This is a genomic window from Limnobacter sp. (genome assembly GCF_043511195.1).
Classification (GTDB): domain Bacteria; phylum Pseudomonadota; class Gammaproteobacteria; order Burkholderiales; family Burkholderiaceae_B; genus Limnobacter.
The window spans coordinates 1-14,317 of the sequence record NZ_CP121330.1; the positions used below are offsets into that span (position 1 = coordinate 1).

Sequence of the window (14,317 nt, forward strand, 5' to 3'; positions counted from 1 at the left end):
CACTACACTGGGGCACCTTACTGAATGATCGTTCACTTTCGTGCCTGCAGCAAAATTATCCCTACCGCAAATCCAGTTACTCCTTGGCATTACTGCCATTTGGGGAATGAACTGGCCCGTGATGAAATATGCGGTAACCCAGTATCCACCCTTGCATTTTCGTGCCCTGTGCATGGTGTTTGGCATGGTGGCCATGTGGTTTGTTGCCCGGCAAATGAAGGTGTCGCTGAAGGTGCCACGAGAAATGTGGGGCAGGCTGGCCTTGCTGTGCATTCCCAATATGATTGGTTGGCACCTGTTTTGTATTTTGGCCGTGAAGGAACTGAGCTCGGGGCGTGCTGCCATTTTGGGCTACACCATGCCGGTGTGGGTGGTGTTGACCGGTTTGATGTTTGCGCACCCCGTAGGAAGGCGAGGCTGGATTGGACTTGCTTTGGCCATGGTGGCCGCCATGTTGCTGTTGTCGTCTGAATTTGCTGCAATTGCAGGCAGCCCGTTGGGCGTTGTTCTTATGTTGATTGCAGCCGCCAGTTGGGGCTTGGGCACCACCTTGATTCGGCATTACCCCACCGGTTTGCATGCACTTACCTTCACGCATGCCATGATGCCCCCCACCATTGTGGCCATGGGTTTGGCCGGGTTTTGGTTCGAAGGAACCGATGTGGGCGCGCCGCAGGGTTGGTCGCAGTGGTGGCCAATTTTCTACAACGCGTTTGGTGTATTCGCATTTTGCCAAGTGGCTTGGTTTAGCCTGGCCAAATCATTGCCGCCAATCGTGTCGAGCTTGTCCATCATGATCATTCCGGTGGTGGGTGTAATGGCTGGCAGCTTCTTTTTGGGCGAAGTGCCGCACTGGCCCGACTTCGTTGCGCTGGTGTTGATTCTTGGTGCGATGGCTGTGATTTTGGTGCCAGGGCGGAAGAAGGTGGTAGTCGGCTGAAGCGCGGGTTTATTGCCAACTCGGCGTGAGTTACTTGTGCAGCACTTGAATGGCGACTTTTGATCTGAACTTGAAGGGTCACCGCTGCCCGAAAACTTGGCATATCGGCTTGTCTGCTTGAGCCTGCACTAAGCCAAGTCCTCCAAAAGTAACGGTCGGGTCTTGGCTTTCGCGCCAGGGCGCGATCGTTTGTCTCGGCGCGCCAAGCCGGCAAGTTTTCTGACTGGTCATCGTGCGACCACTTGCAAGTTCAGCCCCGCGTCACCGGCGGCTGAATTTACAGCCCAATCGGCGGCGGTGTTTCGATCGCCTCGCCTTCAAGAAAACCTGCCCGTTTGAATTCACCCGCCACGGTCGGCCAAAGGCCGGCACCGAGACTCGGCCCGCCTTTTTGCCGAGCGAGGTGAGTCAGGGTGAATCTCAAAAAGGGAAGTACAGGTTTTCAGGCGAGAGCTCGGAACCCAAGCTGGTTGGGCTAAATAAACCAGCTGTCGAGCAAGCAAGAATTTGATCAGTTCCGGAAGTACTTCCTCGACCGATACACCAAGGCCTCACCTTCCCGGAAATCGCAACGCAACACCTCACCCACCATAATGAAATGGTCGCCTTCGTCATGGCGATTGCGTACCTTGCATTCAAAGTGAGCCAATGCATTGGGAATCAGCGGTGCGCCACCCAACCCCTCGATCACTTCAAGCCCGGCAAAGCGATCGCCTTTGAAGGTAGAAAAGTGATGCGACAGTTCTTCCTGATCTGCCGATAGCACGCTGACACCGTAGTGCGTGGCTACAGCAAATGCGTCGTGGCTGCTGGCCTTTTTGGACAAACTCCACAGCACCAGAGGTGGGTGCAAAGAAACGGAATTGAAAGAATTTGCAGTGACCCCCACGTATTTGCCTTCGGCATTTTTGGTGGTGATGATAGTGATGCCAGTGGCGAACTGGGCCAGCGCTTGCCGAAACAGATGCGCGTCCAGTTCGGCGTCGCCTTCGCGTTTCTCGGCGCGAATGAATTCGGGTTTTGCAGGTGATTGCATGGGGTACTTCTTTTGTATCGAATGGCCCCATTGTGCCAAACAAGTGCTTGAATTGCTGGAATCGGCACTCAAATCGTCGTTTTCAGACCCATGTGCTTGAAATGATTTAAAATACGGCCAATTCTAAAAAGGCATTTTCCTTGAGCGCACTGTCCTTCAAACTCAAAACCACCTCGGGCAAGGCCCGACGCGGTGAAATCACCACAGCCCATGGCGTCATTCAAACGCCGATCTTCATGCCAGTGGGTACCTATGGCACCGTGAAGGGCATGACCCCGCGCGACCTCACCGAGACCAATGCGCAAATTATTCTGGGTAACACCTTTCATTTGTGGATGCGGCCGGGCCTGGATATCATGGAAAAATTTGGAGGCCTTCACCAGTTCATGGGCTGGAAAGGCCCAATTTTGACCGATTCTGGCGGCTTTCAAGTGTTCAGCCTTGGTGCCATGCGCAAAATCAAGGAAGAGGGTGTTCATTTCCGCAGCCCCGTGAACGGCGACAAATTATTCCTTACGCCTGAGGAAAGCATGCGAATTCAAACGGTGTTGAATTCCGACATCGTCATGATTTTTGACGAATGCACGCCATACCCTGCCACCCACACCGAGGCAAGGCTGTCCATGGAAATGTCCATGCGCTGGGCGCGCCGTTCGCGCGATTCATTCGATGCACTGGATAACAACAACGGTTTGTTCGGTATTGTGCAGGGCGGTATGTACGAGGACTTGCGCGACATTTCGCTACAAGGTCTGTAAGAAATCGGCTTTGATGGTTATGCAATTGGTGGCTTGTCTGTTGGCGAACCCAAAGACGACATGCAGCGTATTTTGGCGCACACCGCGCCGAAGCTGCCCCAAAACAAGCCCCGTTATTTAATGGGTGTTGGCACACCAGAAGATTTGGTGAATGCCGTGGGGCAGGGCATTGACATGTTTGATTGCGTGATGCCCACCCGCAACGCGCGCAATGGTTGGCTATTTACGCGCACAGGCGACATTCGCATTCGCAACGCAAAATTTCGCAACGATGACAATCCGCTCGATTCGACCTGTACTTGTTACACCTGCAAAAATTTCTCACGGGCGTACTTGCATCACCTCGACCGCAGCAAAGAAATTCTCGGTGCGCAGCTTAACACCATGCACAACCTGCACTACTACCTGGAATTGATGCGGGAAATGCGCGAAGCGATCGAGCAAGACCGCTTCGACGAGTTTGTGAAAGAATTCAATGCGCTGCGTGCACGGAATGCCCAACAACTTCCACAGCCACTTCAGGCGGCACCGTAGGCGCCAGTCCAAACTGGTCGAGAATCAGTAACACCTGCTGGTGCAGGTCGATTACCTCGACCATTCGTTGGTGATCGGTTTCACCAATTTGCGCAAGCCGCTGGGTGGTTTTCAATTGACCATGCATTAGTTGCCGTTGCTCACCCAACACAGGCACGTTGGGTTCCCACTGCGCATTTTCAATTGCTGTCAGCGAAGTAACCGCAAAGCCCACGCTTGCGCCATGCACATTCACCACCAGAATACTTGATTCATGATTCAGACTTTGGCGTGCTGCACCCAGCCATTGAGCCAAGTCAAATACGGGAATGGATTCATCGCGGTGAGTCAGCATGCCGAGCATGGGGTTGCTTCGCTCAAAAATTTCGATGTCAGCCCGGTAGGGAAGTACTTCCCGCACTTGCTCAATTGGCGTAGAAAATTCGGTGTCCAAACGGTACACCATCAACCGGTCTAAACCGTGGGCAGTCCTGCCTTGCTGACTCGCTGCGTCCAGTTGGGCCGACGCGCTGGCCTTGGCCAAAATACCGGCCAGTTCAATCAGTTCCTGGTCTTCGCTGATTCGCGGGCAAGACAGCACAAAGTACTGCGGGCCACGTTGTGAATGCGGGTCTTCTTTTGAAAACACCGTACAGGGCAAGGCCCCCTCAAGTTGCGCCGCTTTGGGCAAACCAAAGCCAGGCAATGCAATCACTGAATTGTGCGGCACATGAACAATGTCCAGAACTTTGTCGATCAGCAAGGCAAGCGGGTTACCCGCTACCCGAATCACAAACGCCTGTTGTGCCGGGCATTGCGTTTTACCGGCATTGCCCAAGCCCAAATAGCTTGCCAGGTCCACTGCGGGAATGGTTTGCTCCCGGTAATCCAGATTGCCTTTGTAAAATCCACCGGAGTATTCACTGGGCAGCAACACGGGGTTGACCACCGTGGTTTCGATGTCTTTGGGATTCACCGCAAACAGCGTTGACATGCTTTGCATCAACATCAGCGGTGTTCGCGTGTTCAACGCGGTGTCTTCATTCGATGTTTGCAGTTCAAGCGATTGACGATGCGGCTCAGGGTCTTTGGCTTTGGGTAAACCTGGCAAGTCGAACAAGGCTTGCGTAGAAAGCACCTGAACCAGTTGATTCAATTCGCTGTTCATCAGGCTGCCAGCAAAAATGCTGCCAATACAATCGGCGGAATTGACCGTGTGCATATTGGCTGGGTTTGCAAAAAACAGGGCCTTGACCTCGTCGGCAATCAAACCGAGCAAATTGTTTTCGTGGGCGATCAGCAAAATACAGCCCGGTGCATAGGCATGGCCAGGGCGGTTCAAAAGGCATTCCAGATCGAGTACGGGAATGCTGACGCCGCGCAAGTTCAGGCCACCTTTGATCCAGGGCTGTGGGCAAGGCACGGCCATGAGTGGGTGAAAGGGCACCACTTCCCTGACCGACTTCATGGGCAAGGCCAAGGTCATTTCACCAATTCGAAATGAACCAAAGCCCTGTTCGTATTGGCTCAAATCACTCATGCAGCTTTACTGCCAGTGTGTTTCTCAAGTCCGCCAGTCAGTTCTTCAATCAGCCGGTTCACGGCAATGGCCAACTCGCGTTGCTGTTCTGCTGAACTGGTAATTTGCTTCACGCTTTCACCGGTCTCGGTCACGCTGCTCAAAATGCCGTCAAAGCTTTGCGCGGCGTTCTGGCTTACCTCTACGCCTTCCTCAACCTGCGCAACCGATTCTTCAATTAGCGTGGCGATCTCGCGTGCAGCGCTTGAGCTGCTTTCAGCCAGCTTGCGCACTTCGGCGGCCACCACTGAAAACCCAACGCCGTGTTGCCCGGCGCGTGCAGCTTCAATGGCAGCGTTGAATGCGAGCAAGTTGGTTTGGTTCTCAATGTCGCCAATGACCCGCACAATTTCTGAAACCTTGCTGGAGCTGTTTTGAATGGCATGAATTGCAGCAATGGATCTTTTCAATTCCCTGCTGCCCAGGTTCGCCGCGTCAAGGCCCTTTTGTGCCAGTTGAGTGGCCGTGGCCGAGTTGCTGGAAATGTCGGTAATGCTGTCGACCAGTTTGGAAACCCGTTCCCGCATTTCGCCCGACTTTTTGTTGATACCCTGTTCCAACATCACTTCTTTCGTTACGTCGTAAGCGTACTTCACTACTTTGACCACGTTGCCATTCAAATCCAGAATGGGGTTGTAGGTGGCTTGAATCCACACATCCCGATTAAACTTGCCCACGCGGTGAAAGCGACCGCTGACGAATTTTCCTTCGTTCAGTTTCAACCAGAAGTCGCGGTACTCTTCGCTTTGTGTGTATTCCAGCGTGCAGAAAATGCTGTGGTGCTGGCCTTGAATTTCTCGCGAGGTATAGCCCATCGCGTTCAGGAAGTTGCGGTTGGCATTGAGCACATGGCCGTCCAGGTCAAATTCAATCACCGCTTGACCCAAATTGATCGCTTCTACCTTGGCTTCAAATTCCGAGTTTTTCAGTTTGCTGTTGGTCACGTCGCTGGCAAACTTCACCACTTTGACCAGGTTGCCGCGTGGGTCGTAAATCGGGTTGTAGGTGGCTTGAATCCACACCTCACGCTCACCCTTGGCCACACGTTTGTATTCTCCCGATTCAAACTGACCGCGGCCCAGGCTTTCCCAAAAGGCCTGGTACTGCGGTGTGGCTGCATGGGCGGCATCCACAAACATGCGGTGGTGACGGCCTGTGATTTCTTCAGCCGAGTAACCCATCAGATTCAGGAAGTTGGCATTGGCTGACAGCACCTTGCCCTGCATGTCGAATTCAATCACGGCCTGCGAACGATCAATTGCGCCCAGTTTGCCTTCTGCATCCAGTCGCGACAGTTTGGATTCGGTGATGTCTTGGAGCATCAGCACCACTTTGATCAATTGCCCGTCCAGCCCAATCACCGGGCTGCGGGTACCTGAAAGCCAAATCTCTTTTCCACCCACGCCCTTGTATCTGAATTCGCCAGCCAGGTTCTTGCCTTCCCGCAGGTCATTCCAGATCTTGAAGTGGCTACTGTCGTTGCGCTCTTCATCGAACATCAAAAAGCCTTCCGACTTGTCGGCCAGGTCTGTTTGGCTGTAACCCAGTGATTTCTGTATCAACTCATTGCTGCTAAGAATTTTCCCTTCGGCATTGAATTCAAGAATGCAACTGGTGCTGGACACAGAGTCCATGCGTGCCTGGGTTTCAATTGCGTGCAATTTGGATTCGGTGATGTCGCTGCAAAACTTGACGATTTTGACGGGGTTGCCTTCCAGGTCAAGAATCGGGTTGTAACTGGCTTGAATCCAGATTCTTTTGCCATGGTTGCCCACGCGCAGGTATTCTCCCGAATCGAATTCGCCTTGCCCCAGCTTGCGCCAAAAAGCGCGGTAGGCGCCGCCACTGCTTTCTTCTTTGTCGACAAACATGCTGTGGTGTTGCCCCATAATGTCGTCTAGCGAATAGCCGGTCAAGCTCAGGAAATTCTCGTTGGCATTCAAAATATTGCCACCCAGGTCAAATTCAATAATGCCTTGTGAACGGTTCATGGCGCTGACTTTGCCATCGTCTTCAATGGCCTTGATTTTTGCGGCCGTGATATCGCTTGCAAATTTAACCACTTTCACCGGCTTGCCATTCACACCCAGAATCGGGGTGTAGGTGGCTTGCAACCACACTGGGCGACCATGCCGGTTTACGCGCATGAATTCGCCAGACTTGAACTCGCCCGCAGCCAGGTCTTTCCAGAAATTGCTGTATTCCTCCGATTCTGCATAATTTTTTTCGCAAAACTGACGGTGGTGTTGCCCCACAATTTCCTGAATGCGATAGCCCATGGTGTTCAGGAAATTGTCGTTGGCCGCCAGAATGCGGCCGCTGGTGTCAAATTCGATCACCGCCTGGGTTTTGTCGATGGCAGCCACTTTGCCTTCATTTTCAAGTGACTTGCTCTTGGCCTCTGTAATGTTGCTTGCAATCTTGATCACCGGGGGATGCGGACAAGATCTTGGACTTTTTTACGTTAAAAATCCCAGACTTTCACGGTATTCAATCGGGCTAAGGTAGCCCAGTGAGCTTTTGATTCTTTTTTCGTTATACCAGCGAATGTAGGCATCAAGCTTGGCGATGAATTCCTCAACTGAAGTTGAGCGCCAGTCTTTAGGGTAAAACATTTCTGTTTTTAACCTGCCAAAGAAGCCTTCACAAGCCGCATTATCTGGCGAGCAAGCTTTGCGTGACATCGACCTTGTCAGATTGGCTTTTGAGACCCTAGTAAGCCAACCTGGCCATCGATAGTGACCACCTCTATCTGAATGAATGATGGTGTTTTTTGCATCAGTCACAGTCTCAATTGCTGCGTCGAGCATGCCGTTTACAAGCTCTGCGTCAGGACTGGTACTGATGGACCAGCTAATCACCATTCCATCGAAACAATCAATCATCGGCGATAGATACACTTTTCCTGCTGGAATCTGAAATTCCGAAATATCCGTTAGCCACTTTTCGTTTGGAGCGGTCGCAGTAAAATCGCGGTTGATTAGGTTCTCTGGGGCTGGGCTAACCTCACCGACATAGGACGCATATCGACGTTTTTTGGGTCTGGCTGCCTTGAGTCCGCCTTGCTTCATGAGCCGACGTACAACTTTTTCAGAGAGAAACACTCGTTCTCTTCCAAGAGCTGCTTTTAGTCGACGATAACCATATGAATGATGGTTGTCTTCAAACACCTCGGCCAGTGTGTTTCTAACCTCAGCATACTTGTCCCCTACACGGGAAGGTGACCGATGATAAAAATACGAACTGCGCGGCATGTCTAATTTTTTGAGTAACTCAGTCAAGTCATATTCTTCTCTGAGGGCGTCAAGCAACATTGTCTTCTCGCTATTGCACAGAATTTGCAGGTCGACGCCCAGGTCTTTTTTTAGCAGTTCGTTGGCCTTCTTCAACAAATCGTGCTCTAGTTTCAAATCGCGAATATCGCGTTGCAGCTCCTGGATTTGCTTCTCTAGTTCGAGCCGATTTGAATCCGCATGGGAACCTTTGTCATGTTTCATGGATGCCGCGTCCTCCTTCCCCAACAACTGTTTTTTCCAGTTGTATAGAGTTACTCGGTCCACGTCCAGCTTTTCTGCCAACACCTGGGCACTTTCATTTCTTGTACAAAGTTCAAAGACAGCCGCCCGTTTGAAAGCCAGCGAAGCGGCCTCCCTGCGAACTTTGCCTACGACTCGTTGTTTCGCTTCGGGATACAGCTCGCAGACCCAGTCAGAAAGCTTCTGGCGTGAAGGGTAGCCCAAAGACCTAATCGTCGCAGCAATACATCGGCCGTTAGCCATGAAATGAGAAACAGCGGTCTTTTTCTGCTCCTCTGAATACTTTGGCTTGGTCCTTTGGTAACGCTTGAGCACATCACCATTTTGCTCAAAATCAACACACCATGCTTTCAAGGCGTTCTTTGTTGGATAACCCAACTGGCGTATGGTCACCTTGCAGTTTTTTCCTGTTCTCAGAAAAAGTTGCACTGCCCTAAGACGTTCTTCGTATGAATACATGGACTACCTCCTAAAGTAGTCCAAGATTTTGTCCGCATCCCCCCGACACCAAATTGCCGTCGTCGTCCCGTACCGGGTTGTAGCTGGCCTGGATATACACCTCCTGGCCCTGTGAATCCAGTCGCAAAAACTCGCCGCTTTGGAATGTACCCTCGCGCAATTTATCCCAAAATTGTCGGTATTCGTCCGATTCTGCGGTGTCGGCAGTGCAAAACAGGCTGTGGTGCTTGCCCAGTACATCCTCTTGCGCGTAGCCAAAAACATTCAGAAAGTTCTCGTTGGCATACAGAACATTGCCGTCCAGGTCGAATTCAATGCAGGCTTGACTCTTGGCCAAAGCATTGAACAGATGAGTACGGTGATTGTGCGTCTGCTCTGTATTGTGGGTCATGGTTTGCCTTGCTGATCAGAATGGGTTGGCTCGATTGGGGTAAACACCATTGTGTGGGGCCTTGGCTGGGTCAATCACTCGATAAAACAGGTAATCACAGTTCAATTGAGGTTTTTCCGTTGTTGTGAATCGCACATTTGGGGAGGGGGGTAATGCAAGGGGAGGGGTTTAAGGGTCTATCTGGCAGGCTTTCAGTTTGGCGTAAGTTTTCGCTTTGATACTCGTTCGCAAGCCTAGGCTTGGGAGGGATGTGACCTCGTATTCCTTGCCTGCGGTTAACAACAACCTTAAAAAGGAGACAAGCGATGAGCAACCCAAAGGGCGGTGAAGCCTACTGGAAAGCGACAATCGGCCTGTTGACCAAAATCATGATCGTGTGGTTTTTGGTTTCTTACGGCGCCGGCATTCTGTTTGTTGAGCAACTCAATCAATTCAGCATTGGTGGTTACCCACTGGGCTTCTGGTTTGCACAACAAGGTTCTATCTACACGTTCATTATTCTCATTTTCTACTACGCGAAGAAAATGGGTCAGATTGACCGCGAACACGACGTTCACGAAAACTAAGGAGATTGCTAATGGATTTGCAAACAATCACCTACGTGATCGTGGGTTTGAGTTTTGCGCTGTACCTCGGTATTGCGTTTTGGGCCCGTGCTGGCAGCACGGGTGAATTTTATGTGGCCGGTGGTGGTGTACACCCCGTAGCCAACGGTATGGCGACTGCAGCGAACTGGATGTCAGCTGCTTCGTTCATTTCCATGGCCGGTTTGATTGCCAACATGGGTTACGGTGGTTCCGTATTCCTGATGGGGTGGACGGGGGGCTATGTGTTGCTGGCGATGTTGCTGGCACCCTATCTTCGCAAGTTTGGCAAGTTTACGGTGCCCGATTTTATCGGTGACCGTTACTACTCGAACACAGCACGCACAGTGGCTGTGATCTGTTTGCTGGTTGCTTCCATTACATACGTAATTGGACAGATGACCGGTGTGGGTGTGGCTTTCTCCCGATTCCTGGGTGTATCCGCTGAAGTGGGTATTTATGTAGGTATGGGTATTGTGTTCATGTACGCTGTGTTTGGCGGCATGAAGGGCATTACCTACACGCAGATCGCACAGTATTGCGTGTTGATCATGGCCTACACCATTCCCGCCATCTTCATTTCCTTGAACCTGACAGGCAATCCATTGCCTCAACTGGGTCTGGGTTCTGACATGTTGGCAAATGGTCAACCCATGCTGGCTACCTTGGACAAAGTGGTGATGGACCTGGGCTTTAACCAGTACACCACGACTCCCGCGGGCGGCAGCTACCTGAACACGTTCTTCTACACAGTCAGCTTGATGATTGGTACCGCGGGTCTGCCCCACGTGATCATTCGCTTCTTCACTGTACCTACAATGGCCGATGCGCGTTCATCTGCTGGTTGGGCATTGGTGTTCATCGCAATTTTGTACACCACTGCACCTGCTGTTGGCGCAATGGCCCGTTACAACTTGCATGCAACGGTCAACGCCAACGTGGCAACAGGCGGCGACTTGTTTGCACCTGAAGCAGCTTTGGAAAACGACAAGAAACCAGCCTGGATGGGCCGTTGGGAAACTACAGGCCTGTTGAAGTTTGAAGACAAAAACGGTGATGGTCGCATTCAGTACTACAACGACAAGTCCAAAAACGAAGCATTCCTGGCCAAGGCTGAAGCAGCAGGCTGGAAAGGCAGCGAAATGACAGTGAACGCCGACATTATGGTGTTGGCCAACCCTGAAATTGCACTGTTGCCCAACTGGGTGATCGCCTTGGTGGCTGCTGGTGGTTTGGCTGCTGCGTTGTCGACTGCTGCTGGTTTGTTGCTGGCGATTTCGTCTGCTGTGTCTCACGACTTGATCAAGGGTGTGTTCAATCCAAGTATTTCTGAAAAGAACGAATTGCTGGCCGGTAAAATTTCCATGGCCTTCGCGATTGTTCTGGCCGGTTATTTGGGCTTAAACCCACCGGGCTTCGCGGCGGGTACTGTGGCTTTGGCCTTCGGTATTGCAGCATCAAGCTTGTTCCCTGTGATCATGATGGGTATTTTCTCCAAGACCATGAACTCCGCGGGCGCAATCGTGGGTATGTTGAGTGGCTTGGCGGTAACCCTGTTCTACGTGTTTGCACACAAGGGTATTTTGTTTGTCAACGGTACTGAGTACCTGCACTTGGTGGGCGGCGCCAACGGCTTCTTCGGCATTACGCCTGAAGCCTTCGGTACCGTGGGCGCGATTGTTAACTTTATCGTGGCCTACCTGGTCAGCAAGGTAACAGCACCACCCCCAGAGCACATTCAGCACTTGGTTGAAGACGTACGTACCCCGCGTGGTGCAGGCGTTGCAACTGGTCACTGATTGACTGTTCAACAATAATCACTGCCTTCATTGAAAGGCAGGGCTTGAGAAGCTTGAAAGCCCGGTGAGAAATCACCGGGCTTTTTTATTGTTCTAGAGTAAAACTGTTACTTCCACTCTCAAAAAAATGCTCCAATGCTTCCAAGCTGCGCATGTACCCAAGGGTGGCTGGCCAAAGCGGCAATGAGTAAACCCAGCAGCAGAATAATTCCGAAAGGCTTCAGTGGGCTTGTTTTAGCGGGTGTCGCAGGCAAATTAGTGGATGCTTTCGCGGTGTTTTGTTGCGTAGGCTGCGTCTTGCTTTGTTCTACAGGCATGCTGTTTTTGACCTTTTCCGGGACCACTTTGCCTAAAAACCACATGGCTGCGCTAATCACGATCAAATCGTCGGTGATGCCAAAGAGCACCAGAAAATCGGGAATCATGTCGATTGGACTGAACAGGTATACCACCACAGCCAGCATGAAACCCTTGATCCATTTGGGCGTGTCGGCATGCCGAAAAGCATGCCACAACATGCGGCTATGGGTCTTAAGCGCTTTGAGCTTGGTAAGAACTGGAAAAAAACGAGTAAAAAACATACACAGCACTCAACTATAAAAGAGGAAACATTGTGACCCAAGCACCCTTGATGATCCAGCGTTCATGCCGAATCCCTGTGCCTTTGGCGGACTGTTTTGCTTTGTACACCCGTTTGAAAGCGGATGAATATATTCACAGTGACGCATTAATTGCGCCCATTACCCGTATAGAAATGATTCTGGGCAAATCGTTCAATGAAGTGGGTGATATTCAGCGAATTACCTTCAAGGGTGGCGCTGTGATTGACGAAGAAGTGTTGGCCTTTGTTCCGAATCGGCAGTTTGTTTACAAAGGAACCGGTTTTAGCCAGCCTTTGCTGAACTGGCTTGACCATGCAAAAGGCTCATTTGAATTTGAGAAGGACGGCGACGGCACCCTGGTGACCTGGCGCTATCTGTTTTATTTAAAACCCGGCTTGGGCATTGGGCTCAAGCGACTCGTATTCAAGGCAGTGATAGTCGACTTGATTTGGCACCGGATGATGAGCAAAACACTGATCAATCTGACGCAAATCATTACGCTTCGCACCTTGCAGGCAGGAAAAAAATGATGAATCCATGTTTTAAGAACGGTCTGCGCATTGCGGCCGTTTTCAGTTTGATGATGCTGGTTTTTTTGGGCTTTCAAACCACTGCACGCGCGCAAACAGTAAGTGGCCACGAACCCAGCATTTGCGTATTTGATCTGTTGGGTGCCAAAGGACCCATATTTAATTTGGCGCAAGAATATGCACTGGAAGGCCGAAAAAACGGCTACGGCTTCAAGCCCGTGGTGTACACGAATGAGTCGATTGCAACGAAAGATTTTGAAATTGGTGTGTGCGATGGCTTGGTAGCAACCGGAATTCGCACGCGCAAATACAACAGCTTCACAGGTAGCCTGGATGCCGTGGGTGGTTTGCCAAATTATGATGCCGTGCTGTTGGCCTTAAAGTCGATGGGCAGCCCACAGTTGCAACCCGTAATGCAGCAAAGTGATTTTGAAGTGGGCGGGGTATTGCCCTTTGGTACGGCGTATGTGTTTGTGCGCGACCGTGAAATTAATTCATTGGCCAAAGCGGCAGGCAAGCGTGTGGCGGCTTTGTCGCATGACGAATCGCAACGTCGGCTAATAGAGCAGGTGGGCGCGCAGCCCATTGCTGCGGATGTATCCAATTATGGGTCGATGTTCAACAACGGTGCCGTGGACATTATCGTGGCGCCTTCCATTGCCTATTCCCCCTTGGAGCTGTACAAAGGCCTGGGCAAGAAGGGTGCAATCATTCAGTTGCCCGTGGCCATGGTGACTTACCAAATCATTTTGCGTAAGTCCAAGTTTCAGCCGGGTTCAGGCCAAAAGTTACGTGCCTTTGTGGCCCAGGAAATGCCCAAGGCATTGAATGCTGTTAAAAAAATCGATCGGCAGATTCCTGACAAAGCCTGGTTGAAAATGACGGATGCCGACAAGCTGGAATACACCACCATGATGCGCGAAGCCCGCATCAGCTTGAGCAAAGACGGCGTGTACGATGGATGCGCCTTGCGCTTGCTGAAAAAGGTACGTTGCTCACTGGATGGCAAGGCCTCGGAATGCAGTTTGCCTGAGGGCTATACCGTGCCCAAGAGTTGCCCCATACAGCCCATGTAATCGGGTGTTGTATTAGCCAATTACCACTGGGGTGTCGGGAAGCTCGTTCTTGCCACCCCCTTCGTGTGGAAAGTGTTCAATCAATTTCTCGCTCACGGCTTGAATGCCGCGCAGTGCGCCTTCCGCGTAATGCCCTTGGGCGAATTCAGATTGAATCGTGCGGCACAATTCTTCCCAGTACTGGGTACCCACTTGGGTATGAATACCCCGGTCCGCCACAATTTCAATGGCATGGTCCGCCAGCAACACGTATATCAGTACGCCGTTGTTGAGTTCCGTATCCCACACGTGCAATTCACTGAACACCTCGATTGCGCGTTGGCGAGGTGTTTGCCCTTGTAACAGTGGTTGAAGTTCTATCGAACTTTCCACTGCAAATCGAATTTCCCCAGAGTGCCGCGTTTCACTGGCCTTGATGGTTTGTGCAATGCGCTCCAGGTGCATGGGCGAGAAAATTTGCCGCACATGGCGCTCGGCTGTCATCAGGTGTTTCAGAATGCGTTCAATGCCCATG

At 51.4% G+C, this 14,317-nt stretch carries 12 protein-coding genes and 1 pseudogene; 6 read left to right on the forward strand and 7 right to left on the reverse strand.

All coding sequences use genetic code 11. The features are described from left to right. The first annotated feature begins 40 nt into the window (after nucleotides 1–40). Nucleotides 41–940: a DMT family transporter gene (locus P0D43_RS00005; protein WP_394672919.1), complete on the forward strand. Its 900-nt coding sequence runs from the start codon at nucleotides 41–43 to the stop codon at nucleotides 938–940. A gap of 511 nt (nucleotides 941–1,451) precedes the next feature. Here the strand turns inward: P0D43_RS00005 and P0D43_RS00010 are convergent. Further along, nucleotides 1,452–1,976 (reverse strand): flavin reductase family protein, encoded by a 525-nt coding sequence (locus P0D43_RS00010; RefSeq protein WP_159568809.1) that lies wholly within the window; start codon nucleotides 1,974–1,976, stop codon nucleotides 1,452–1,454. A 140-nt stretch (nucleotides 1,977–2,116) separates the two neighbouring features. On the opposite strand from P0D43_RS00010, the pseudogene tgt reads away from it, so the two are divergent. Next, nucleotides 2,117–3,268, forward strand: a pseudogene (gene tgt, locus P0D43_RS00015) (tRNA guanosine(34) transglycosylase Tgt). Here tgt and P0D43_RS00020 read toward each other — a convergent pair. The 4 genes from P0D43_RS00020 to P0D43_RS00035 are packed head-to-tail and all read right to left on the reverse strand — an operon-like array spanning nucleotide 3,207 to nucleotide 9,212. Next, nucleotides 3,207–4,787, reverse strand: coding sequence for a chemotaxis protein CheW (locus tag P0D43_RS00020; protein ID WP_394672920.1), 1,581 nt, complete (start codon nucleotides 4,785–4,787; stop codon nucleotides 3,207–3,209). The pseudogene tgt and the gene P0D43_RS00020 sit on opposite strands and share 62 nt — an antisense overlap. Beyond that, nucleotides 4,784–7,255 (reverse strand): PAS domain-containing methyl-accepting chemotaxis protein, encoded by a 2,472-nt coding sequence (locus tag P0D43_RS00025; protein ID WP_394672921.1) that lies wholly within the window; start codon nucleotides 7,253–7,255, stop codon nucleotides 4,784–4,786. Before P0D43_RS00025 ends, P0D43_RS00020 begins: the two co-directional genes overlap by 4 nt. A gap of 30 nt (nucleotides 7,256–7,285) precedes the next feature. Next, complete coding sequence (locus P0D43_RS00030) at nucleotides 7,286–8,821, reverse strand: IS3 family transposase (protein ID WP_394672922.1); 1,536 nt, start codon at nucleotides 8,819–8,821, stop codon at nucleotides 7,286–7,288. Nucleotides 8,822–8,831: 10 nt separating this feature from the next. After that, a complete protein-coding gene (locus P0D43_RS00035) occupies nucleotides 8,832–9,212 on the reverse strand; it encodes a PAS domain-containing protein (RefSeq protein ID WP_394672923.1) in 381 nt (126 codons plus the stop codon). A gap of 305 nt (nucleotides 9,213–9,517) precedes the next feature. On the opposite strand from P0D43_RS00035, the gene P0D43_RS00040 reads away from it, so the two are divergent. After that, entirely contained in the window at nucleotides 9,518–9,778 is a 261-nt protein-coding gene (locus P0D43_RS00040) for a DUF4212 domain-containing protein (RefSeq protein WP_394672924.1), read from the forward strand. An 11-nt stretch (nucleotides 9,779–9,789) separates the two neighbouring features. Continuing rightward, nucleotides 9,790–11,595 (forward strand): sodium:solute symporter family protein, encoded by a 1,806-nt coding sequence (locus tag P0D43_RS00045; RefSeq protein ID WP_394672925.1) that lies wholly within the window; start codon nucleotides 9,790–9,792, stop codon nucleotides 11,593–11,595. Between the two features lie 119 nt (nucleotides 11,596–11,714). On the opposite strand, the gene P0D43_RS00050 is transcribed toward P0D43_RS00045, so the two are convergent. Further along, the gene (locus P0D43_RS00050) at nucleotides 11,715–12,113 is read right to left on the reverse strand and encodes a YkvA family protein (protein WP_159568804.1); all 399 of its coding nucleotides are present in this window, start codon (nucleotides 12,111–12,113) and stop codon (nucleotides 11,715–11,717) included. A 95-nt stretch (nucleotides 12,114–12,208) separates the two neighbouring features. Here P0D43_RS00050 and P0D43_RS00055 point away from each other — a divergent pair, with 95 nt between their 5' ends. Both P0D43_RS00055 and P0D43_RS00060 read left to right on the forward strand, forming a co-directional pair. Beyond that, nucleotides 12,209–12,727, forward strand: coding sequence for an SRPBCC family protein (locus P0D43_RS00055; protein ID WP_394672926.1), 519 nt, complete (start codon nucleotides 12,209–12,211; stop codon nucleotides 12,725–12,727). Then, complete coding sequence (locus P0D43_RS00060; RefSeq protein ID WP_341236754.1) at nucleotides 12,727–13,803, forward strand: putative solute-binding protein; 1,077 nt, start codon at nucleotides 12,727–12,729, stop codon at nucleotides 13,801–13,803. The genes P0D43_RS00055 and P0D43_RS00060 overlap by 1 nt, the downstream gene beginning before the upstream one ends. Before the next feature lie 12 nt (nucleotides 13,804–13,815). Here P0D43_RS00060 and P0D43_RS00065 read toward each other — a convergent pair whose 3' ends face one another. After that, complete coding sequence (locus P0D43_RS00065) at nucleotides 13,816–14,316, reverse strand: TPM domain-containing protein (protein WP_341236755.1); 501 nt, start codon at nucleotides 14,314–14,316, stop codon at nucleotides 13,816–13,818. Between the last annotated feature and the right edge of the window lies 1 nt (nucleotide 14,317).